The organism is Kineosporia babensis, from assembly GCF_021129305.1.
GTDB lineage: Bacteria > Actinomycetota > Actinomycetes > Actinomycetales > Kineosporiaceae > Kineosporia > Kineosporia babensis.
This window is the reverse complement of sequence record NZ_JAJOMB010000019.1, coordinates 17,337-37,521: the sequence shown is the minus strand read 5'-3', so window position 1 is coordinate 37,521 and position 20,185 is coordinate 17,337. Positions and strand designations below refer to the sequence as shown.

Annotated in this window: 17 protein-coding genes; 6 read left to right on the top strand and 11 right to left on the bottom strand. The window is 69.8% G+C overall.

The features are described 5' to 3' along the window. Positions 1-6: 6 nt before the first annotated feature. The gene (locus LR394_RS28825; RefSeq protein ID WP_231447719.1) at positions 7-870 is read left to right on the top strand and encodes a sulfurtransferase; all 864 of its coding nucleotides are present in this window, start codon (positions 7-9) and stop codon (positions 868-870) included. Positions 871-906: 36 nt separating this feature from the next. Here LR394_RS28825 and LR394_RS28820 read toward each other — a convergent pair whose 3' ends face one another. Further along, positions 907-2,274: an LLM class flavin-dependent oxidoreductase gene (locus LR394_RS28820; protein WP_231447718.1), complete on the bottom strand. Its 1,368-nt coding sequence runs from the start codon at positions 2,272-2,274 to the stop codon at positions 907-909. A gap of 381 nt (positions 2,275-2,655) precedes the next feature. Between LR394_RS28820 and LR394_RS28815 the strand changes: the two genes are divergently transcribed. Genes LR394_RS28815 through LR394_RS28805 form a run of 3 tightly spaced genes read left to right on the top strand, consistent with a single transcriptional unit; the run spans position 2,656 to position 5,307 of the window. Beyond that, the gene (locus LR394_RS28815) at positions 2,656-3,630 is read left to right on the top strand and encodes a MetQ/NlpA family ABC transporter substrate-binding protein (RefSeq protein ID WP_231447717.1); all 975 of its coding nucleotides are present in this window, start codon (positions 2,656-2,658) and stop codon (positions 3,628-3,630) included. Beyond that, the gene (locus LR394_RS28810; RefSeq protein WP_231447716.1) at positions 3,614-4,657 is read left to right on the top strand and encodes a methionine ABC transporter ATP-binding protein; all 1,044 of its coding nucleotides are present in this window, start codon (positions 3,614-3,616) and stop codon (positions 4,655-4,657) included. Before LR394_RS28815 ends, LR394_RS28810 begins: the two co-directional genes overlap by 17 nt. Continuing rightward, a complete protein-coding gene (locus tag LR394_RS28805) occupies positions 4,654-5,307 on the top strand; it encodes a methionine ABC transporter permease (protein ID WP_231447715.1) in 654 nt (217 codons plus the stop codon). Before LR394_RS28810 ends, LR394_RS28805 begins: the two co-directional genes overlap by 4 nt. A gap of 51 nt (positions 5,308-5,358) precedes the next feature. Here LR394_RS28805 and LR394_RS28800 read toward each other — a convergent pair whose 3' ends face one another. The 8 genes from LR394_RS28800 to LR394_RS28765 all read right to left on the bottom strand — a co-directional run bounded on the left by LR394_RS28800 (position 5,359) and on the right by LR394_RS28765 (position 15,083). After that, the gene (locus LR394_RS28800) at positions 5,359-5,808 is read right to left on the bottom strand and encodes a hypothetical protein (protein ID WP_231447714.1); all 450 of its coding nucleotides are present in this window, start codon (positions 5,806-5,808) and stop codon (positions 5,359-5,361) included. A gap of 51 nt (positions 5,809-5,859) precedes the next feature. Beyond that, positions 5,860-6,855, bottom strand: coding sequence for a phosphotransferase (locus LR394_RS28795; RefSeq protein ID WP_231447713.1), 996 nt, complete (start codon positions 6,853-6,855; stop codon positions 5,860-5,862). Then, positions 6,852-8,279: a phosphotransferase gene (locus LR394_RS28790; RefSeq protein ID WP_231447712.1), complete on the bottom strand. Its 1,428-nt coding sequence runs from the start codon at positions 8,277-8,279 to the stop codon at positions 6,852-6,854. The genes LR394_RS28795 and LR394_RS28790 overlap by 4 nt, the downstream gene beginning before the upstream one ends. Then, on the bottom strand, positions 8,276-10,105 hold the full coding sequence (locus LR394_RS28785; RefSeq protein WP_231447711.1) for an ABC transporter ATP-binding protein: 1,830 nt from the start codon (positions 10,103-10,105) through the stop codon (positions 8,276-8,278). The genes LR394_RS28790 and LR394_RS28785 overlap by 4 nt, the downstream gene beginning before the upstream one ends. Continuing rightward, positions 10,092-11,327 carry a glycosyltransferase family 4 protein gene (locus LR394_RS28780; RefSeq protein WP_231447710.1) on the bottom strand — a complete coding sequence of 412 codons (1,236 nt, stop codon included), beginning with the start codon at positions 11,325-11,327 and terminating at the stop codon, positions 10,092-10,094. Before LR394_RS28780 ends, LR394_RS28785 begins: the two co-directional genes overlap by 14 nt. After that, positions 11,327-12,562 (bottom strand): glycosyltransferase family 4 protein, encoded by a 1,236-nt coding sequence (locus LR394_RS28775; RefSeq protein ID WP_231447709.1) that lies wholly within the window; start codon positions 12,560-12,562, stop codon positions 11,327-11,329. Before LR394_RS28775 ends, LR394_RS28780 begins: the two co-directional genes overlap by 1 nt. Beyond that, positions 12,549-13,742, bottom strand: a complete 1,194-nt coding sequence (locus tag LR394_RS28770) for a glycosyltransferase family protein (RefSeq protein WP_231447708.1) — start codon at positions 13,740-13,742, stop codon at positions 12,549-12,551. Before LR394_RS28770 ends, LR394_RS28775 begins: the two co-directional genes overlap by 14 nt. A 99-nt stretch (positions 13,743-13,841) precedes the next feature. Then, positions 13,842-15,083 carry an MFS transporter gene (locus tag LR394_RS28765; protein ID WP_231447707.1) on the bottom strand — a complete coding sequence of 414 codons (1,242 nt, stop codon included), beginning with the start codon at positions 15,081-15,083 and terminating at the stop codon, positions 13,842-13,844. 79 nt (positions 15,084-15,162) lie between these two features. Between LR394_RS28765 and LR394_RS28760 the strand changes: the two genes are divergently transcribed. Then, positions 15,163-15,927 carry a MerR family transcriptional regulator gene (locus LR394_RS28760; protein WP_231447706.1) on the top strand — a complete coding sequence of 255 codons (765 nt, stop codon included), beginning with the start codon at positions 15,163-15,165 and terminating at the stop codon, positions 15,925-15,927. On the opposite strand, the gene LR394_RS28755 is transcribed toward LR394_RS28760, so the two are convergent. Both LR394_RS28755 and LR394_RS28750 read right to left on the bottom strand, forming a co-directional pair. Beyond that, the gene (locus LR394_RS28755) at positions 15,901-16,689 is read right to left on the bottom strand and encodes a GntR family transcriptional regulator (protein WP_231447705.1); all 789 of its coding nucleotides are present in this window, start codon (positions 16,687-16,689) and stop codon (positions 15,901-15,903) included. The two genes, LR394_RS28760 and LR394_RS28755, sit on opposite strands and share 27 nt — an antisense overlap. Positions 16,690-16,747: 58 nt before the next feature. Next, complete coding sequence (locus LR394_RS28750) at positions 16,748-18,334, bottom strand: hypothetical protein (RefSeq protein WP_231447704.1); 1,587 nt, start codon at positions 18,332-18,334, stop codon at positions 16,748-16,750. 287 nt (positions 18,335-18,621) lie between these two features. Here LR394_RS28750 and hutH point away from each other — a divergent pair, with 287 nt between their 5' ends. Further along, positions 18,622-20,169: a histidine ammonia-lyase gene (gene hutH, locus LR394_RS28745; protein WP_231447703.1), complete on the top strand. Its 1,548-nt coding sequence runs from the start codon at positions 18,622-18,624 to the stop codon at positions 20,167-20,169. Positions 20,170-20,185: the final 16 nt, after the last annotated feature.

Genomic DNA, 20,185 nt, shown 5'->3' with positions numbered 1-20,185 from the left:
CCGCTTGTGTCAACCCCTCTGCTGCCCCCGCTGGTCAGCCCACTGGAACTGCAGGCGGTGCTGGGCCGTTCGGAACTGCGCATTGTGGACGCTACCGGTCACCTTGATCGTCCGGCCGGCGGTGGCCCGTACACCGTTCGCAGCGGTCGTGCGGGATACGAGGCCGAGCACCTTCCCGGGGCTGGATTTGCGGACGTCGGCGGTGACCTTTCGGTGGCCGGTGCCCCTCGGCCGTTCACACTTCCGGATCCCGATGACCTGGCCGCAGCCCTGGGGCGAGCAGGGCTGGGCGATGGGACGCACGTGGTGATTTACGCCCGGAACTCACCGATGTGGGCGACCCGGTTGTGGTGGCTGCTGCACTATCTGGGGCACGAAGGCGTCTCGGTGCTGGACGGTGGGCTGCCGGGCTGGAAGTCTCGTGGGCTTGCGGTGGAGAGTGGGTCCGCTGTCTTACCTCCTGCCGTACTCACCCCGCAGCCGCGAACCGACCTGCTGGCCACCCGTCCCGAGGTTGAAAAGCTGGTCGAGAGCGGTACCGCGCACCTCGTCAACGCTTTGTCGCCCAGCGTCTTCCGGGGTGAAGGGGTCACGTCCTACAGTCGGCCCGGTCGCATCCCCGGCAGCGTGAACCTGCCCTGGACCGAACTGGTCGACGGCCCCTCACTGGTGTGGCGCGATGCCGCCGTCCGGGCCGAAGTGCTGGCCCCCTTCGAGGACTCGGACGTGGTGGCGTACTGTGGTGGGGGTATCTCCGCAACGGTAGACGTTTTCGGTTGGTACCTGAACGGTCGCGACGATGTACGGCTCTACGACGGCTCTTTGGCCGAATGGTCGGCACAGCCCGACCTCCCCTTGCACACCGGCTGATCCGCTACCCCCTCCGGCGGATCAGCCGGTGCTTTTTCAGCGCCGGTAGGCAGCAGCCGGGTGATCGTCGGCCACCCGGCTCAGGCCCTTGCCACGGAAGTACTCGCGCAGGGTGTCGCCCTCGTACTCGTCCCAGACCCGGCCCCGGCGGCGCAGTTCCGGCACCACCAGATCGACGAACTCGCGGTGGCCGGCCGGCGGGATCGGGTCGGCCAGATTGAAGCCGTCGATCTCGGCGGTCTCCATCCACTCCTCCATCTGGTCGGCCACGCGTCCGGGCGAGCCGACGAACAGCGGGCCGCCGCCGCCCACACCCACGAACTCGGCCAGGGAACGCGGCGTCCAGGTGCGTTCGGGGTCCATGGTGGTGAACACGTCCACCAGGCCACGAATCCCCTCGGTCTCGGCGTGCTGCAGCGGGGTGTCGGGATCCAGGCCGGAAAGATCGATGTGAAGCAGCGCACTCCAGCGGGCCAGACTGCCCTCCAGCGAGGCGTAGTGCTGCAGGCCGGCCAGCCGTTCCTGCGCCGCCTCGTCGGTGACGCCGGTCACCACGGTGGCGATCGCGAAGATCTTCAGCGCCTGCGGGTCACGCCCGGCCGCTGCCGCCTGCTGCCGGAAGCGCCGGGAAAGGTCGCGCGCCATCTCGGCCTTGTAGGTGCTGACGAAGACCCCCTCGGCGTGCTTGCCCGCGAAAGCGCTGCCGGCCGAGGAACTCCCCGCCTGGAAGATGACCGGGGTGCGCTGCACCGAGGGCTCGAACAGGGCGATACCGGGCACGCTGAAGTACTTGCCCTTGTGCTCGACCGGATGCACCTTGGCCGGGTCGGCGAACACCCCGGCCGCCACGTCCCGCCGCACCGCACCGTCCTCCCAGCTGCCCTCCCACAGCTTGTACGCCACTTCCATGAACTCGTCCGCGATCGCATACCGCTCGTCGTGCGGGATCTGCTGGTCCAGGCCGAGGTTGCGGGCGGCCGAGTCCAGCGCCGAGGTGACCACGTTCCAGCCGATCCGGCCCTCGGTGAGATGGTCCAGCGTGGCCATCGTGCGGGCCAGGGTGTACGGCTGCTCGTAGGTGCTGGAGACGGTGACCGCGAAACCCAGCTTCTGCGTCACCGCCGCCATGGCGGGGATCACCAGCAGCGGGTCACCGGTGGGGGTCTGGATGCCGTCGCGCAGGGCGGCGTCCACCGAACTCTGGTACACCTCCAGCGGACCCAGCGCATCGGCGATGAACAGCGCGTCGAAACCGCCCCGTTCGAGGATCTGCGCGGTCTCGGTCCAGTGCGCGATGGTGCGGTACTCGTGCGCCCGGGAGTCCGGGTGCCGCCACAGACCCATCGCGGTGTGCCCAACTGTGTTCTGCCGCAAGCCGTTAAGGCGCATGCGAGGGATGCTCATGAGCGCACCCTAGTGCCCTTCCCCGCATTTTATACTAAGTTGATAGACAAAGCGGACGAAACGAGAGCGGAGCCAGTCGTGCTACCCCAAGCAGAAGTTGGACCGACACCAAGGCGTGACATGAGAGGCGAAATCTTCTGTTAACCTCCTGACATGTCCAGCGCCCTGCTCACCAGTCGCCGCGCGGTCGACTACGTCTGGGTCGCAAGCTCCCTCTGTCGGAGCTGATTTCGCGTAACCGGAAGCCGTCGGCCCGATTCCGGGCCGGAGAACGGCTTTCACCGTCCCGTTACGCATCAGCGGATCGTCCGTAACACCATCGCCCGGCCGGACCGGCCGGCGATGCCCCCTGTTCATCTCCAAAACCCCCGAGGATGAAGCATGTCCGAGCCCGTCTCCCCCAACGACTCCGCGCCGGTGCTGCCCACCAAGCAGGGCAACGGCCGCCGTAACGCGATCATCGCCGGCGCCGCCGCAGCCGTGGTCGTGATCGCCGGCATCGCCTACCTCGTCACCTCCGGCGACGACTCCGCCGAGGCCGGCACCAACTCCAGCGCCGCGGCCCAGACGGTGAAGATCGGCGTGGCCGACGCCGCCCAGCCGTACTGGAAGACGTACACCGACCTGGCCAAGAAGGAGCTCAACGTCACCGTCGAGCTGGTCAACTTCGGTGACTACAGCCAGCCCAACCCGGCGCTGAAGCAGGGCGAGGTCGACCTCAACCAGTTCCAGCACATCCAGTACCTGGCCGACTACAACGTCTCCAGCAGCGACACGATCCAGCCGATCGGTGCCACCGCGGTCTACCCGCTGCCGCTGTACTCCAGCGAGTACAAGTCGGTCGAGGAGATCCCCGCCGACGCCGAGATCGCGATCCCGAACGACACCATCAACGAGGCCCGCGGCCTGCTGGTGCTGCAGGCGGCCGGCCTGCTCACACTCAAGGACGGCGGCGGCGCCTTCTCCAGCGTCGAGGACATCGACACCACCAAGGTCAAGGTCACCCCGCTGGACGCCTCGCAGACCGCCGGTGCGGTCAAGAGCGGCTCGGTCGCCGGGGCGATCGTGAACAAGAACTTCGCCACCGACGCCGGCCTGAAGACCGAGGAAGCCCTCTTCCAGGACGACCCGGCCAGCGAGGTGGCCGCGCCCTACGTCAACATCTTCGCCGCCCGCGCCGAGGACAAGGACAACGAGACGTACCTGAAGCTGGCCGAGCTCTACCACGACCCGTCGGTCGAGGAAGGGGTGCAGGAGGCCAACGGCGGTACCGCCGTGTTCCGCACCACCTCCGCCGCCGAACTGCAGACCGTGCTGGCCACGGTCGAGGAACAGGCCCGTGCCGCAGCAAAGTGAGGTCCATGTCCGGCTCGAGGGGGTGACGAAGACCTTCCCGTCGGCGAAACGTGGCGCCCCCGCGCAGGAAGTCCTGCGCGGGGTCGACCTCGAGATCCGCAAGGGCGAGATCTTCGGCATCATCGGCCAGTCCGGGGCCGGCAAGAGCACCCTGGTCCGGCTGATCAACGGCCTCGAAAAGGTCACCTCCGGCACGCTGACCGTGGGCCAGCACACGGTCAGCGGCCTGCGCGAGAGCGAACTGCGGGAGGTCCGCCGCGACATCGGCATGATCTTCCAGCAGTTCAACCTGTTCCGCTCGCGCACGGTGGCCGGCAACGTGGCCTACCCGCTGAAGGTGGCCGGGGTGCCCAAGGCCGAGCGCGACGCCAAGGTGGCCAGGCTGCTGGACTTCGTGGGTCTGCTGGCGCGGGCCCACGACCATCCGGAGCAGTTGTCCGGCGGGCAGCAGCAGCGGGTCGGCATCGCCCGGGCCCTGGCCACCGATCCCTCGCTGCTGCTGGCCGACGAGGCCACCAGCGCCCTGGACCCGGAGACCACCCAGGACGTGCTGAACCTGCTGCGCCAGGTGAACCGCGAGTTGGGGATCACCATCGTGATCATCACCCACGAGATGGACGTGATCCGCAGCATCGCCGACCGGGTCGCGGTGATCGACGGCGGCCTGGTGATCGAGAGCGGCTCGGCCTACGACATCTTCAACGACCCGAAGACGCCCGAGGCCCAGCGGTTCGTCGGCATCACCCTGCGCGACCGCCCCTCGGCCGAGACGCTGAAGCGGTTGCGGGCCAACCATCCGGGCCGCCTGGTCACCGTGCGGGTGCAGGACCGGCCCGGCTTCCAGACCACGCTGTCCTCGGCGTTCCTGAAGCGGGACGTCGGCGCCGAGATCGTCTTCGGTGGGATCAGCGAGCTGCAGGAACGCCCGGTCGGCAGCCTGACCTTCGTGCTCAACGGCAACGACACCGCGATCGACGCCGCCCTGAGCGCCCTTCGGGAGGACGACTTCGCGGTGGAGGAAGTGTGAGCGAGTACAACTGGCAGGTCTTCCAGACCGCGATCGGCCAGACGTTCTTCATCGTCTCTATCTCGGTGGTGGTCGGCGGGCTGCTCGGCCTGGCCCTGGGCCTGGTGCTGTACGCCACCCGGCCGGGCAACCTGATGGCCAACCGGCCGGTGTTCATCCTGCTGAACATCCTGGTGAACATCGTCCGGCCGATCCCGTTCGTGATCTTCCTGGTGGCGATCCAGCCGCTGATGCTGGCCTCGATCGGCACCACGATCGGCACCAACGCAGTGACTTTCGCCCTGTCGCTGTCGGCGGCGTTCGCGGTCAGCCGGATCGTCGAGCAGAACCTGGTGACGGTGAACCCGGGCGTGATCGAGGCGGCCCGGGCCTCCGGCGCCCGGCCGATCAGCATCCTGCTGACCGTGCTGGTCCCCGAGGCGCTGGGCCCGCTGATCCTGGGCTACACGTTCATCTTCGTGGCGATCGTGGACATGTCGGCCCAGGCCGGGCTGTTCGGCGGTGGCGGTATCGGTGACTTCGCGATCACCTACGGCTCGCAGCGCTACGACTGGCCGGTGGTCTACATCAGCGTGGCCGTGATGATCGCGATCGTCCAGGCCGGGCAGTTCCTCGGAAACTACCTGGCCCGCAAGGCTCTGCGCCGCTGACCCGGGCCGCCCTTCCGGGCATCGACTCCGGAAGGGCCGCCCGGCAACGGATCACAGCACTCTGGTCACCGCTCCGGACGATCCGGCCCGCCCGTTCTCGTCGGTGTAGATGTCGAAACCGCCGGACGTGACCATGGTCGGCAGGAGCGCATTGGCACAGACCGGCCGCTCGAGAGTCACCGCATAGTGGTCGCCGTCGCCCTTTTCCACCATACGCAGAGCCGGTTCACCCCCGGAGCGGGTCAGCAGGACGGGAACGTTCAGCTGACGTGCGTTCCCGTTCCGCTCGACCACCCGGATACTGGCGTTACCGGCCAGCAGCGTTACGGTGAGCGAGTCGACCACGAAGTCGTTGAACACACCCGTGCTGGAACCTTGATACACGGCTGCCACATTGAGCAACTGCCAGTCGCTCAGCGACTCGCCACACGAAGCCGCCTGAGCCGGGCCGGCGACAGCCAGGACCAGCCCGGAAGCCGAGACCAGACCAACGGCAGACAACAACAAACGCCGCAACATTCACTCCCCCTGGTGACTGCGGTGGCAAGGCGCTCAAGCTACCAGCAACGGTTCCTCCACCAGCGCACGTCCGGCCCGTGGCAGGTCGGCCGGGCGGAACGCGTACACCGCAGCCAGACGAATCCGGGTAAGCCGGGCGTAGATGCCCAGCCGGGCCCGAACCGCAGGGTCGGCCCCGTACGCGGACAGGACAGTCTCGGCCATTGGCGACAGCCGGTCCGGGGCAAGGCGGCCCTGCCGCACCCGAAGTTCCAGGTGCACCAGCAGATTGGCCAGGTCCAGGGCCGCTTCGCCGCGCGCCAGCAGATCCAGATCCAGAATCCCGGCCGAGCAGCCGGTCTCGTCCAGCAGCAGCTGTTTGTCGTGCAGGTCGCGGTGCAGCAGAACGTTCGGTCCAGAGCCACTACCGATGGACGGGGTGCGCGGCCTGGGTAACTGGGTTCCGGTCAGGCGCGCAGCGGCTTCGACCCAGCGCTCGGTCACCGCGATCTCGGCCTGCAGGTCGTGCATTGGCACCTGGATAGTTCCGCCGTGCAGGTCGCGCACGGCCCGGCCCACCCGGGTACCGAACTCCTCGAGCCCGATACCGACGCCGAGCCGGGTGTAGAGGGTCACGCCGGGCAGCGTTCCCAGGGTGACGGTGTCGGAAGTGACGGCCAGTACCGGCGGAACCCGAATCCCGGGGATTTCGGCTGCCCGTTCCAGGCCGTCGGCAACGGCTTTCACCTTTCCCTCCGGCAGGACCTTGGTCCAGCGTTCACCGTCCGGGTGGCGCACCACGGCCCGGCGCCCGGCCCGGTGAGCCACCACGGTGCCGCCTTCCGCTACCAGTTCGGCCAGGGCGGGTAGCTTCGGATCCTGCCCGTAGGAGTACACCTTCAGCCGGTCCGAGGACCAGCTTCCGGCCACCTCGACCCCCTCAGCATTGCGCAAGGTCAGCAGCAGCCGTCCGTCCCGGCGAGGTGAGGCCCGCAACAGCTCGCACCCGGCCTCGGCCGCAGCCCTGATCGCCCGATCCAGCACACTCACGGGTAAACCTCCTCCTGCGCAAGTTCTTCGGCGGCCTCGACCGCGTGCCGCACCTGGTCCGGCCAGTCCGGGCGGCAGGTACGGAAGGCCTCGGTGCTGCGGGCCAGCAGATGCACCAGGGTCCAGGCCCGGATCGCGGCCTCGTCGGGCAGCGGACCGTAACCGGTGCCGAACTCCCGCAGAACATCTGTGGCCGAACCCTTCTCCAGCAGCACCGAAGCAGCCAAGCAGCCCAGGTCGTCAGCAGCCGGCCCGATCCGGACCCGGTCCAGGTCGATCAGGGTGAGCCGGCCGTCCGGACCGCGCACCACCTGGTCAGCCGAGAGATCACCGTGCAGCACCACCTGAGGGCCGCCGGAAAGGTCGACGTTCTGGGCGATCCGGGCCAGGCGGCGCAGTCTTGACGCCAGGTCCGGCACCAGCCAGGCAGCCAGCGCCACCGTGGCCGGCACCTCGGGACCGTGCGTTCCGTTTAGCGCCGCCGAAACTGCCTCGAGCGCAGCTGATTCGCCCGCTTGGACTGAGCCAGCCGCAGCAGTTCGCGAACTCCCAGGTCCACCAGTCCCGAGGAGCGCCGGTACCGGGAGCCGGCTCGCGCCCCCCGGACCACCACGACCCGCGGGCGCCGGTGCTGAGGGTTCAGGCCTGCCCGCCGCATCCCCGAATGCCTCGCCCGCTGAAGCAGGAGCCGAAACAGAATGCGCCGAATCGTTTTCACTCAGTTCTCCTTCTACTGTCCCTGATGGTGGAAGCAAAGCGACGGGCGTGCGATGCAACTGCCCGACCACCGCCCCCAGATCGCGAGCGTCTCGTGCCGTCAACGGCAGTTCCAGCGCCCGGCCGGGCACCCACTCGAAACTCGCACCGCCCGGAGCCCTGGTACCCAGCAACGCAGCAACCGGCGCGCCCGAGCCGGCCAGACCTCGTGCCGCCGAACTGAACCGAGCCAGATCCCGTGGCGGGTAGACGCGCACCAGTTGCCGACCGCCGTCCGCTGTTCCTACCGAACCCACCCACCGCCGCCCCGGCTTGAACGACAGTGTCCGCACTTCCTGTTCGCCGCCCAGCACCGCCGCCAGCCCCGGAAGGTGCCGATCGGCCGCCGGAGTGCCCAGCACCAGCCCGGCCGCAGCGTCTACGTGCAGCACCGCACCGGCCGGGGCCTTGCGGCAGAGCTTGTCCAGCTTCGGCCGGCCACCGTCGGCCCAGTGCCACACCACCAGCTCCCGCGGCAGACCGGCCGGTCCGTCATCGACCGCTGCGGTGACCACGATCGCCGTATGCCGCTTGTAGCGCAGATACTTGCGTCGCAGGACTACCGGGGAACCCACGGCGCCGCTCACCCAGGAGGCGAGCAGATCGTCCTCAAGCATCATTGGCAGCGCCGTCAGTTCCGGATCACGCCGGGCCAGATCGCTGTTCATGCCAGTTCCACCTCGGAGGACTCGGAGCGCCGGCTCATCCGGTACAGATCCACGATCACCTCGGGCGGGCCGTCGTCGACCACCGCGCCACCCTGCAGCCAGACCACCCGGTCGCAGTCGGCCGTGGCGCTCAGGTCGTGGGTGATCACGATCGTGGTGCGGCCCTGGGTGAGCCGGTTCAGCGCCGCCGCGACCTCCAACTCGGTGCCCTCGTCGAGCCCGCTCATCGCCTCGTCGAGCACCACGATCGGGGCGTTGCGCAGGGCCGCACGAGCGATCGAGATGCGCTGCCGCTGACCGCCGGACAAGGTGCCGCCGCGCTCGCCGACCACGGTGTCGTAGCCTTCGGGCAGGCTCATCACGAAGTCGTGCGCACCGGCGATCCGGGCGGCCTGCTCGATCTCCTGGTCGCTGGCGCCCGGCCGCCCGTGCTCGATGTTCTCCCGCACGGTGGTGGCGAACAGCATGCTCTCCTGCAGCACCACCGCCACCTGGGAGCGCACCGACTGCAGGGTCAGGTCGCGCAGGTCCTGGCCGTCGAACAGCACCCGTCCCTGGTCCGGGTCTCGCAGTCGCGAAAGTAGGCTGGCGATACTGGATTTGCCTGCACCGGAAGGCCCGACCAGTGCCACGCGTTGCCCGGCCGGGATGTGCAGGTTGAGCCGCTTGAGCACCTGGCGGCCGTCGCCGTAGGTCAGGTCCACCTCGTCGAAGCGGATGTCGCCGCGCAACGGCCGGGCCCGGCGGGCGCCGGGACGGTCGGTGACGTCGGGTTCCTCCTCCAGCAGGTCGACCAGGCGTTCTCCGGAGGCCGAGGCCTGGGCGATCCGGCCGGTGTACTTGGCCAGGTCACGCATCGGTTTCAGGGCAGCCTTGAGGTAGGTCAGGAACACCACCAGTTCGCCCACGGTCAGGGCACCATCGACCACCCGCAGGGCGCCGATGTAGAGCACCAGGGCGGTGGCGATGCCGACCAGGACGTCGGTGGTGCGTTCCAGTCCGGCCGAGAGTTTCTTGGCCGCCACACCGTCTTTCAGGGTCTTGACGTTGGAGGAGGTGAAGGCCTGCTGCAGCCGGGAGGCCAGGGAGTAGCTGTGCACCAGACGAATTGCGCCCAGGCTCTCGGTGGCCAGGCTGGCCAGTTGCCCCTCGGCCGAGCGCTGTTTCTTGGACACCGAGTTGATCTTGCGGCTGTTGTGCCGGCCGGTGAGCATGAAGATCGGCACCACGCTGAGCATCACCAGGGCCAGCTGCCAGTCCAGCCAGGCCACCACCAGCGTCATCCCGATCATCGTGACCAGGTTGCCGATCAGCGGCAGGGCGGCGGTGACGGCCACCTCGCGCAGCCGGCCCACGTCGGAGGTGATCCGGGTGACCAGGTCGCCGGTGCGGGCGGTGGCGTGGAACGACAGCGAAAGCCGTTGCAGGTGGCCGAAGGCCTCGGCCCGCAGCCGGGTGAGCAGGCGGCTGCCGACCAGGGCGAAGCACAGGGTGGTCAGGTAGGCGCCCAGGGCCCGCAGGCCGACGATCACCAGCAGGGCCAGGGCGGACAGGCCGATCACGGTCTGCACGCTGAGCCCGCCCGGTTGCTGGCCGGCGCTGCTGCCGCCGGCCGCCACCACCGAGTCGATCACGAACTTCATCGGCCAGGGTTCGAGCAGCCGCATGCCCACCTCGAACAGCAGCGCCGCGAAACCACCGATCATCAACGGACGCTCGGGGGCCAGATGCGGGCGGACGTGCTTCAGGATGCGGCGGGCACCGGGCATCGCCTGACGCAGGTTCTCTGGTTTCTTGCGGCTGCGCGTTTTTTCAGGTGTGGGCATGGACTCTTCCCAGCGGCACTGCGGCCAGGCCGGCGATGCGGTCGACGACGTGGCTCCAGTCGTGTTCCAGGGCGGTGGCGCGGGCGGCGTTGCCGAGCTGCTCGCGACGCCAGGAGTCCAGGCGCAGGGCCTCGACGGCGCCGCTGATCTCGTCGACGTTGCCGGGGGTGACCAGCACGCCCTGGCGGCCGTGGCCGAGCAGGGCGGGCAGTTCGCCGATCCGGCTGGCGACCACGGGCAGGCCGGCCGCCAGGTACTCGTACACCTTCAGCGGTGAGAAGTAGAAGTCCTCGCCGCCGGGGTAGGGCGCGCAGGCCACGTGCATTCGCTGCAGCAGGGCCGGAATCTCGGATTCTGCGACGGCGCCGGTGAACTCGACGTGTTCGTTCAGGCCGAGCCGGCGGGTCAGTGATTGAAGACGTTCGCGCTCGGGGCCGTCGCCGACCACCAGGAGGCGGTGGGAGGGGTCGAGAGCGACCAGGATGGACATGGCCTGGATCAGCAGGTCCACGCCGTGCCAGGGCTTCAGGGTGCCGACGAACCCGGTGGTGAATCCCACGGCCGGAACGGGCGAGCCGGGGTGGGCGAGCGCTGGGGTAACCGCGGGCCAGCCGGTGGCGGTCAACGGTTGTTCCGGCCGGCCGGGGGTGATGCGTTGCGTGTCAACGCCGTTGGGCACGGTGTGCACGCGGGTCGGGTCCGGGGCGAAGGCGCAGGCCCACTGCCGGACCGGTTCGCTCACGCAGATCACCGTGCCGGCCGCTCCCAGGGCGGCACGGGCGACCGACAGGGCGGCGTTGACGTTGTGCAGCCCGCGGTATTTTTCGGCCTCAGCCGGTAGCGGCGCGTTCACCTCCAGGATGCTGGGAACCTCGGCGGCCTGGGCCCAGGCCGTGGCGGTCCGTCCCCACAGGGCGTACCGCTCGTACACCAGTTCCGGGCCGATCTGGTCCAGCAACGAGGCCACGGTGGCGTCGGAGGCCTGCGCGCTGTGTTCGCGCTGGGCGGTGTCGTCGCCGAGCACGCGGGGCAGCTGGTGCACGATCAGCCCGGCCTCCAGCAGGGCCTGAGCGGCCGCGCCTTCACCGGAGCGCACGCACAGCAGGTGTACCTCGTGGCCCCGGCGCAGCAGTTCGGACAGCACCGCGCGCACGTGCAGCGAGGCGCCCTTGGTGCCGAAGACCGGGATGCCGGGGTCGGTGCAGACATACGCGATACGCATCAGGCCACTGCCCTTTCGGTGAGGACGCTGCGGGTGATCAGGTTCAGCAACTGGGCGGCGTTGGTGCTGGTGTCGAACTGCTGCTCCACCAGGACCCGGCCCGCCTTGGCCAGCTGGGCGGCGCGCTCGGGCTGCTCCAGGACCTCGCTGATCGCATCGGCGATGGCCGGCGGGTTCTCGGTGGGCACCAGCCGGCCGGTCTGCCCGTCGATCACCGCCTCGGGGATGCCGGTGACCGGGGTGGAGATGCAGGGGGTGCCGGTGGCCAGGCTCTCCAGCAGCACGGTGGGCAGGCCGTCGCGGTTGCCGTCCTCACCGATCAGGCACGGCGCCACCATCACCGAGGCGGCGGCCAGCTCGGAGAGCATCTGCCCCTGAGGCAACGGCCCCAGGAACGAGACCTGCCCTTCCAGGCCGAGCGTCCGCGTCCATTCGCGGAGTTCTTGTTCCTGGGCGCCGGCCCCGATGATCCGCAGCGGAAGATCGACTCCCCGGGCCCGCAGGATCGAGACGGCCTCGATCAGATGCCGGAAACCCTTCTTCTCCACCAGCCGGCCCACTGCCACCGCGTAGCGCGGTTCGGCGGGTGCCGGGCGGAACGCCAGCTGGTCCAGGTCCAGGCCGTTGTACAGGCGGACCACCCGCTCGGCGGCGGCACCGAACCGGGCCTGCAGGTAGTCCCGGTTGTAATCGCTCACGGTGATCACGAATTCGGCGTCTTGGAGCTTGCGCCGCAGGTCGTCGGTGTCCACCTCTTCGTGGAAGATGTCCTTGGCGTGCGCGGTGAAGCTGTAGCCGATCCCGGCCAGCCGGGCGGCCAGCCGGGCCACGGTGGTCGAGACCGAGCCGAAGTGCGCGTGCAGGTGGTCGATGCCCTGCTCGGTGCAGGCCCGGGCCAGCTCGACCGCGGCGACGGCGTCGTCCACCTCGGCCTCGAGCAGCTCCGGCAGGTGCTGTTGCAGACCGGGCAGGCGCTGCGAGCGGTGCTTGAGCAGGGTCCAGATCTCGGAGGCCTTCAGCCGGTGCGGCAGGTAGGTCACCGGTGCCTGCAGCTGGGCCAGGGACTCGTGGAAGCGGCCGTCGACCGGCATCCGCAGCGAGAACACCGACAGCCGGGCGCCCAGGCGTTCCATCGCGAGCATCTCGGTCAGCACGAAGGTTTCACTGAAACGCGGGTACATCTTGAGCACGTACCCAACGTGCACAGGACCGGGCTGCGGGTCAGGCGATGACATCGGCGAGCTCCTTGCTGTTCGGCACCGGGGCGGCGAGCAGGTCGGCGGCCAGCCGGGGAATGCGCTGCAGGCCGTCCAGGTCGATGTCCGGGCGGGTGTTCTCGTGCTCGACCACGCTCGCGAGCCAGCTGCCGAGAGCCGCCGGGCTGAGGTCGTCCGGCCGCAGTTCGTCCAGGTGGGTGCGGGCGGCCATGGCCTCGGCGCGGATGGCCTGCTCACGACGGGGCCGGACCCGGGGCACGATCAGGCCGGGGCGGCCGGAGGCCAGGACCTCGCAGACGCTGTTGTAGCCGCCCATGGTGACCACCGCGCTCGCCCCCGCGACGAGCGCCGACGGGTCGGCCACGAAGCCCAGCACCGTCAGGTCCGGGCGCTGCTCGGCCCGGGCCTGCAGGCGTTCCCGGGCCTCGGCCGGCATGTACGGCCCGGCGACCAGAATCCCCTGATGCCCGTTCGGCATCGGGGTCTCGACGAAGTTCTCGGCCAGGCGCAGGCCGTCCTGGCCTCCCCCGACCAGGCCGAGCACGAACTTCTCGGCCGGGGGTTCGGCCTGGCTCTGGTGCCGTCCGGTGGAGAGGTATCCGGTGAACTCGGCCCGGGCGAGCAGGTCGGCGGGCAGGCCGATTTCGTGCAGGGGGTCGTGCACGCTCTGGTCGCCGTAGACCCAGATGGCGTCGTAGGAGACCCGCAGGGTGGGCACGGTACGGCGGTTCTGCCATTCCCGGCGGACCGTCATGGCAGTGTCGAGGATGTCGCGCAGGCCGAGCACCAGCCGGGTCCGGCGGCCGGTGCCGAAGCCGATGGTGTGCGCGGCGACCGCCAGGGCCTGGTCCAGTTCGCCCTGCAGCCCGCGGGCTTCCTTGTCCACGATGATCAGGTCGGGGCGGAAGGCGCTGACTGCGGCGGCGACCAGGGACCCTCGCAGATGCAGGATCTCGGTCAGCGACACGTCCAGGGTGGTGGCGGTGTACTCGCCCTGGAGGTTCTTGCTGACCGGGGGTAGCACCACCAGGTCGGTGTGCTCGGGCCGGGGCAGGTACGCCGCCTCGGGAGCACCGGTGACGATCAGGACGTCAGTCGTGGGTCTTTCCCGCACCAGCGCCCGGGCGATCTCGATGTTCCGGCGCACATGCCCCAGACCTTGGGTGTCGTGGGAGTAGAGCATGACCCTGTTCTGCATGGTGAACAGACTGGGTACGGCGCTTTAATCGATCATGAGACCCGGATGAAAGGGTTCTCATCCGGGATGCCCCAGGGAACTCACCAGCCGCCAGGAACCTCAGGGGTTCCGAACCGGATCCGGTTCCGGGGTGTTGGTCTCATCTGCGCCCGCCTCGAGATAGCGGGTGGCCGGGGCCAGCACTGTACCGACCGCAGCAACCGCCCACACAACAGCGAGTGCCGCCGCAGCCGTCCCCACGCTCTGCTTCTCGGTGAGCACCGCAGCACCCAGGATGCCCAGCCCGGGGGCCAGCGTCATCAGGGCGTTCTGGGTCCCCATCACCCGGCCGCGGACGTCGTCCGGGATGCGTTCCAGGCTCATCACCCCGGCCAGGCTGCTGAACAGGCCGCTGCCGAAACCGACCGCCACCGCCCCGGCCAGCACCACGGCCACGCTGGAGAGGGTGGCGATCACGCTCATCCCGATCACGGTGATGCTCAGCCCGCCGACCAGCCAGAAGCGACGGGATCGGGCCCGGGCCCCGACCGCGTAGACGCCGCTGCCGACCAGCAGGCCCAGCGCCAGCGAGGTGAGCACCAGGCCCAGACGGCCCTCCTCACCGAGACTGAGGAAGTGCACCGGCAGCACCAGGCCCTGCAGGGCGGCCAGGACCAGACCGGAGGCGAAGGTCAGGCCGGTGGTGACGACCAGGAAGGGCTCGCCGAACAGGACCTTCCAACCGGCCTTGAGCCCGGCCAGACCGGACCCGGCCGTGGTGGTCTCCTCGACCACGGTCAGGTGGTGCGGGATCAGCAGGGTGGTCAGCGCGGCGGCCAGGGCCAGGCCGGCCACCAGCCAGAGCACGGTCATCGGCTCGAACACCACGAACGCGGCGCCGGCGGCGGCCGGGCCGATCACGATGCAGATCGCCGCGATGCCCTCACGCAGGCCGATCAGGCGCTCGGCATCCATCCCGCCGTGCCGGGCGATCGCGGGCAACAGGGCCTCGCGGGCGGTCAGGCCGGGGACGTCGCCGAGTGATCCGATCACCCCGAACAGGACGAACCAGAACAGGCTGAGGTCGGTGGCCAGGGCCACCAGAGGCAGGGCGGCGATCGCTGCCCCGGAGATCAGGTCGGTCACCACCGAGGAGGTGCGGCGGTTGATCCGGTCGATCAGTGAACCCATGAACAGGCCGGCCAGCACGGCGGGGACCGCGGTGGCGGCGGCGACGATGCCGGCGTCCAGGGCGCTGCCGGTGGTCTGGAGCATGACCAGGGGCAGGGCCACCGCGGCGACGGAGTTGCCGAGCATGGACAGGAAGAAGGAGCCGAGGTAGGCGATCACGAGGCGTGGCATGTGCTCAGCTGAAACTACGACGCAGCGACGGAGTCAAGGCGCTTGACCCCGACGCTACGTCGTAGTTTTTGATGGAGTCATGCGAAGCGCTGAGCTGGCCCGGCTGACCGGGGTGAGTGTGCGGGCGTTGCGGCACTACCACCAGCTCGGCGTGCTGGCCGAGCCCGAGCGCAGCGCGAACGGCTACCGCGAGTACACCGTCCGCGAGCTGGTCCGGGTGCTGCGGCTGAAGAACCTGCAGGCGGCCGGGATCTCGCTGGAGGCTGCGGCGGCGATGCTGGACGCCGCTCCCGGGGACCGGTCCCAGGACGAGCTGCTGGACGAGGTGGACCAGGATCTGCAGAACCGGATCGCCGAGCTGCAGGCCCAGCGAGCACTGATCGCCCAGGCCCGGGCCTTCGGCACCGCCCCGGACCTGCCGGCCGACCTGCTGCACTACGCGCCGCTGCTGGTGGGGGCCTCTCCGCTGTTGGCCCGCACCAGCCGCGACGAGGTGGCCTACTTGGCACACGTGGACCGGGTGACCGGCAGCGACCTGACCCGGACGCTGATGGAGGGGTTCTCCGAGCTGTCGGTGCACCAGCGCCTGACCGAACTCAGCGAGCGCCTGGTGCATCTGCAGGAGGGCGACGAGGAGGGAGTCGCCGCCCTGATCGACGATCTGTACGCGTTCTCCAGCTCGCCGGAGGTGCTGGCCTTCACCGCTCCGATGGAAGGCCGGATCGACGACAGCTGGGCGGCCCTGATCAACGTCTACTACCGCGACACGATGAACCCGGCCCAGGCCGCGGTGATCGCCGGGCTGGAGCAGCGGTTCTCAGCTGCCGGCGGGACGCAGGGCTAGCACCGGGTTCGGCGGTTCCTGGGCCGGGCCGCCGTGCTCACGGCGGGTCATCGCGAACTGGAACGAGAAGGTGTCGCGGCGGTAGTACGACTGCACGCCGGCGATCACGCTGGCCTGGTGGTCGGTGACCGAGCCCTGCATCAGGAACACCGCCGCGTCCGGGGCCTCGTTCAGCAGCCCGGCCTGCTCGGCGTCCAGGTCGGCGATGGTCAGGTCGAAGTCGCCGAGCTCGATCTCCACCCCGAAGTCGGCCTCCAGGGTGTCGTACACGCCGACCTTCTCCAGGTCCATGTCGGCCAGGCCAGCGAAGCGCGGCCAGGGCAGGTAGATGCGTTCCAGGGCAACGGGTTCGTCGTCGGCCAGGCGCACCCGCTCGATCAGCAGCAGCTTGCGCACGCCCTCGGCGAAGCCGAACATCTCGTGGCGCTGCACCACCTCGGTGCGTACCAGGCGAGAGCTGGGGATGCGCCCGCCGGCGGTGATCCGGTGCGCGAAGCCGAGCAGGTCACCCACCCGGTAGGCGAGCGGGCGACCGCCCTTGACGAACGTGCCCCGCCCGGCCGAGCGGTCCAGCAGGCCCTCGTTGACCAGCCGGGTGATCGCCTGCCGGGTGGTGCCCCGGCTGACCCCGAACTCCTCGGCCAGCTGCCACTCGGTGGGCAGCTGGTGGCCCTTGCCCCACTCCCGGGTCTCGATCCGGGCGCGGATCACCGTGTACATCTGCTCGTGCAGCGGGACCCGCGCACCCGGTCGCCGACTCATTCGTTCTCCTTGCCCCCGTGACCTTTTGTCCGTACCCATCATCCCCCGTGGCGGGAGCTCAGGCCGCGACGAGGTCCTTGGCTGTGCGGCGCAGGTGGTGCAGGTTGATTGCCAGGGTGAGGACGAAGGCCAGGCCGCAGGCGGCGAGCATGGCGATCACCATGCCGGCCGCGCTGGTGGCCACGAACGGCGCCGAGAACGCCGGCAGGTAGGCGGTCGCCTCGACCCCGAAGGCTCCGACCAGCGCACCGCCGAGGGTGGCGGAGCTGACGGCCACCGCAAAGATCCGCTTGTCGCCGAACATGAACGGGTAGGCGGCCTCGACGAAGGTGCCGAAGAAGAAGTTGACCCCGGCGCCGGAACCGGCCAGGGCGCGCTCTCCGCTGGTGCGGGGCTTGACCACGTTGGCCAGGGTGATGCCGAGGCTGACCATGACCAGGCCGACCATGTCGACCGCGCCGAAGAAGCTGTGGCCCTTCTGCCCCATCTCCAGCAGCACCAGCGGCAGGATCACCGAGTGGTACACGCCGCCGATGATCGCGAACCAGATCACCGCGCCGGCGAAGGCCCCGGCCAGCAACGGCGAGAAGTCCAGGGCGGCCTCGATGCCGCTCTTCACGCCGTCCCCGACCGCACTGGTGACCGGAGCCAGCGCGTAGTGCACCAGCAGACCGGGCAGCAGGCCGGACAGGGCGCCGGTGACGATGTTGGCCGTGGTGGCCGGGAACCGCCAGGCCAGGGTCAGGCCGATCAGGCGGGCGGCCAGCAGGCCGGCCAGGATGCCGCCGACCAGACCGCCGAGGATGCCGCCCTCGGTGCCGAGGATGCCGGCGGTGGCTCCGGCGACCAGGCCGACCTCGTCCAGCCCGGAGATCTTGCGGGCGGCGACCGCGGCCACGACCACGGGCAGGCCCGCGATCAGCAGGTCGAAACCTTCGGAAAGGCTCTGCAGACCGGGGATCTTGCTCAGCGCCAGAAGCACGGCCAGTGCGATGAAGGCGGGCAGCGAGCCGACCATGATCCCGCGGATGCTGATCCGCTTCCAGGCCGGGCCCTCGCTGCTCGGCGCACCCGAGCTGTCGCCGCCGAGAAGCGGCTGGTACTTGATCTTCCAGTGCCGGGCCAGGCCCGCCACGTAGGAGACCGCGCGGGTGGTGGAGGTGGTGCCGGTCGTTCCCGAGGCAGCGACCAGGTTCAGCCCCAGCTGCTGCGCGCCGGCGATCGAGGTGCCCCCGGTACCGGCGGCGGGCAGTTGCTGAGCGATCGCGGCCTGCACGGTGGCGCTGTTGGTGTCGGACGGGTCGGCGCTGATCAGGATCAGGCCGTCGATCTCGCCCGCGCCGACCTTCTCGGCCAGTTCCGCGTCGGCCTGCCGGGCCAGCGTGTTGATCTCGGCCAGGGTGCCGGAGCCGACCACCGCAGGCTCGCCGTCGACCAGGGCCCACAGCTGCGCGGTGCTGTCGTCGGAAGCGTTGTCCATCGAGGCCTGGCAGGCCACGAACTGCACCGCGGCCAGCTGCAGCTGGGCGGCCCGGAGCTGACGCTGCACGTCCTTCAGCAGCCGGGCCGGGTCGTCACCGCCGTGGCTGCGCAGGTTCCCGCCGCTGCTGCCCAGCACGGCAACAGCCCTGGTGTCGTTACTCATCAGCGAAGTCCTCTTGGTCGATCCGGCCTGCCGCGTCGCTCCCCCGGTCCCACGAAATTGTGTGGACGTTTGCGGGAACGTAAGTGCGTAGGGCACCACCGTCAACCCTTGTCCGTGCTCGAGCTCCCAGCGGCCAACTGTTGACAACGGCCCTGAACTGGACTCTTTACCTGCGGCGCGCTCGCTGAAACGGGAAGTTTACAAGGGACGGGCGCCCGGGCTTGCGCCTGCCGGTCGCCATGGCGCATGGTGGGAAAGGTTCATACCTTTCCCGTTCAGGAGTGCTCATGAGTTCCGAGACCGGCCCCTCGGTGCCACTGTCGGTCACCGTCGGGGACAAGCCGCTGGGTATCGACGAGGTCGTGGCCGTGGCCCGCCACCACGCCCAGGTCGTGATCTCCCCGGCCGCCCGCGACGCGATGAGCGGCGCCCGCGCCGTGGTCGACGAGCACGCCGCCTCCGATCGCGCCATCTACGGCGTCTCCACCGGCTTCGGCGCCCTGGCCAACCGCAAGATTGACGTGGCCTCGCGCGACGAGCTGCAGCTCAGCCTGATCCGCTCGCACGCCGCCGGCAGCGGGCCCGAGGTGGAGGAAGAGGTGGTGCGCGCGCTGATGCTGCTGCGCCTGCAGACCTTCACCACCGGCCACACCGGCGTGCGCACCGAGATCGCCGAGCGCTACGCCGCCCTGCTCAACGCCCGCCTGACCCCGGTCGTGCACGAGTACGGCTCGCTCGGCTGCTCCGGAGATCTGGCCCCGCTGGCGCACTGCGCCCTTGCCGTGATCGGCGAGGGCCCGGTCCGCAACGCCGACGGCGAGTTGCTGGAGAACGCCGGGCTCGGTGAGATCCGGCTCAGCGCCAAGGAAGGCCTGGCGCTGATCAACGGCACCGACGGCATGCTGGGGATGCTCGCCCTGGCCCTGCACGACCTGCGCCGCCTGGCCACGGTCGCCGACATCTCCACCGCGATGAGTGTGGAGGCGCTGCTGGGCACCGACCGGGTGTTCGCGCCGGAACTGCACCGGGTGCGTCCGCACGTCGGTCAGCAGGCCTCGGCCGCGAACCTGATGCAGCTGCTGGCCGGATCGGCCGTGGTCGCCAGTCACCGCGGCGAGGACTGCACGGTGGTCCAGGACGCCTATTCGCTGCGCTGCGCCCCGCAGGTGGCCGGCGCCGCCCGCGACACCATCGACCACGCCGCCCGGATCGCCGAGGTGGAACTGGCCAGCGCGGTGGACAACCCGGTGGTGCTCGAGGACGGCCGGATCGAGAGCAACGGCAACTTCCACGGCGCCCCGGTGGCCTACGTGCTCGACTTCCTGGCCATCGCCACCGCCGACCTGGCCAGCATCAGCGAGCGCCGCACCGACCGTCTGCTCGACCCGGCCCGTTCCAACGGTCTGCCCGCGTTCCTGGCCGGCAACCCGGGCCTGGACTCCGGTCTGATGATCGCCCAGTACACGCAGGCCGCCCTGGTCAGCGAGATGAAGCGGCTGGCGGTCCCGGCCAGCGTGGACAGCATCCCGTCCTCGGCGATGCAGGAGGACCACGTCTCGATGGGCTGGTCGGCCGCCCGCAAGCTGCGCCGCTCGGTGGACGCCCTGACCCGGGTGCTCTCGATCGAGGTGATGGCGGCCGCGCGGGGGCTGGATCTGCGAGCGCCTCTCGCCCCGGCTCCGGCCACGGCGGCTGTGGTCGCTCTGCTGCGCGAGCACGTTGCCGGCCCGGGTGCCGACCGCTGGCTGGCTCCTGAGATCGAGCACGTGGTGCACCTGGTCAGTGAGGGCGCAGTCACCGTTGCCGCCCAGTCCGTCACTGGTCCCCTCAGCTGAGCTGACCACCCCACGA

What these genes read in the sequence shown, in the direction of transcription:
- LR394_RS28815 (WP_231447717.1), top strand. Translation starts at nt 2,656, where the DNA reads ATGTCCGAGCCCGTCTCCCCCAACGACTCCGCGCCGGTGCTGCCCACC.
- LR394_RS28790 (WP_231447712.1), bottom strand. Translation starts at nt 8,279, where the DNA reads ATGAACAGCGATCTGGCCCGGCGTGATCCGGAACTGACGGCGCTGCCA.
- LR394_RS28820 (WP_231447718.1), bottom strand. Translation starts at nt 2,274, where the DNA reads ATGAGCATCCCTCGCATGCGCCTTAACGGCTTGCGGCAGAACACAGTT.
- hutH (WP_231447703.1), top strand. Translation starts at nt 18,622, where the DNA reads ATGAGTTCCGAGACCGGCCCCTCGGTGCCACTGTCGGTCACCGTCGGG.
- LR394_RS28770 (WP_231447708.1), bottom strand. Translation starts at nt 13,742, where the DNA reads ATGCAGAACAGGGTCATGCTCTACTCCCACGACACCCAAGGTCTGGGG.
- LR394_RS28760 (WP_231447706.1), top strand. Translation starts at nt 15,163, where the DNA reads ATGCGAAGCGCTGAGCTGGCCCGGCTGACCGGGGTGAGTGTGCGGGCG.
- LR394_RS28750 (WP_231447704.1), bottom strand. Translation starts at nt 18,334, where the DNA reads ATGAGTAACGACACCAGGGCTGTTGCCGTGCTGGGCAGCAGCGGCGGG.
- LR394_RS28780 (WP_231447710.1), bottom strand. Translation starts at nt 11,327, where the DNA reads ATGCGTATCGCGTATGTCTGCACCGACCCCGGCATCCCGGTCTTCGGC.
- LR394_RS28765 (WP_231447707.1), bottom strand. Translation starts at nt 15,083, where the DNA reads ATGCCACGCCTCGTGATCGCCTACCTCGGCTCCTTCTTCCTGTCCATG.
- LR394_RS28755 (WP_231447705.1), bottom strand. Translation starts at nt 16,689, where the DNA reads ATGAGTCGGCGACCGGGTGCGCGGGTCCCGCTGCACGAGCAGATGTAC.
- LR394_RS28785 (WP_231447711.1), bottom strand. Translation starts at nt 10,105, where the DNA reads ATGCCCACACCTGAAAAAACGCGCAGCCGCAAGAAACCAGAGAACCTG.
- LR394_RS28775 (WP_231447709.1), bottom strand. Translation starts at nt 12,562, where the DNA reads ATGTCATCGCCTGACCCGCAGCCCGGTCCTGTGCACGTTGGGTACGTG.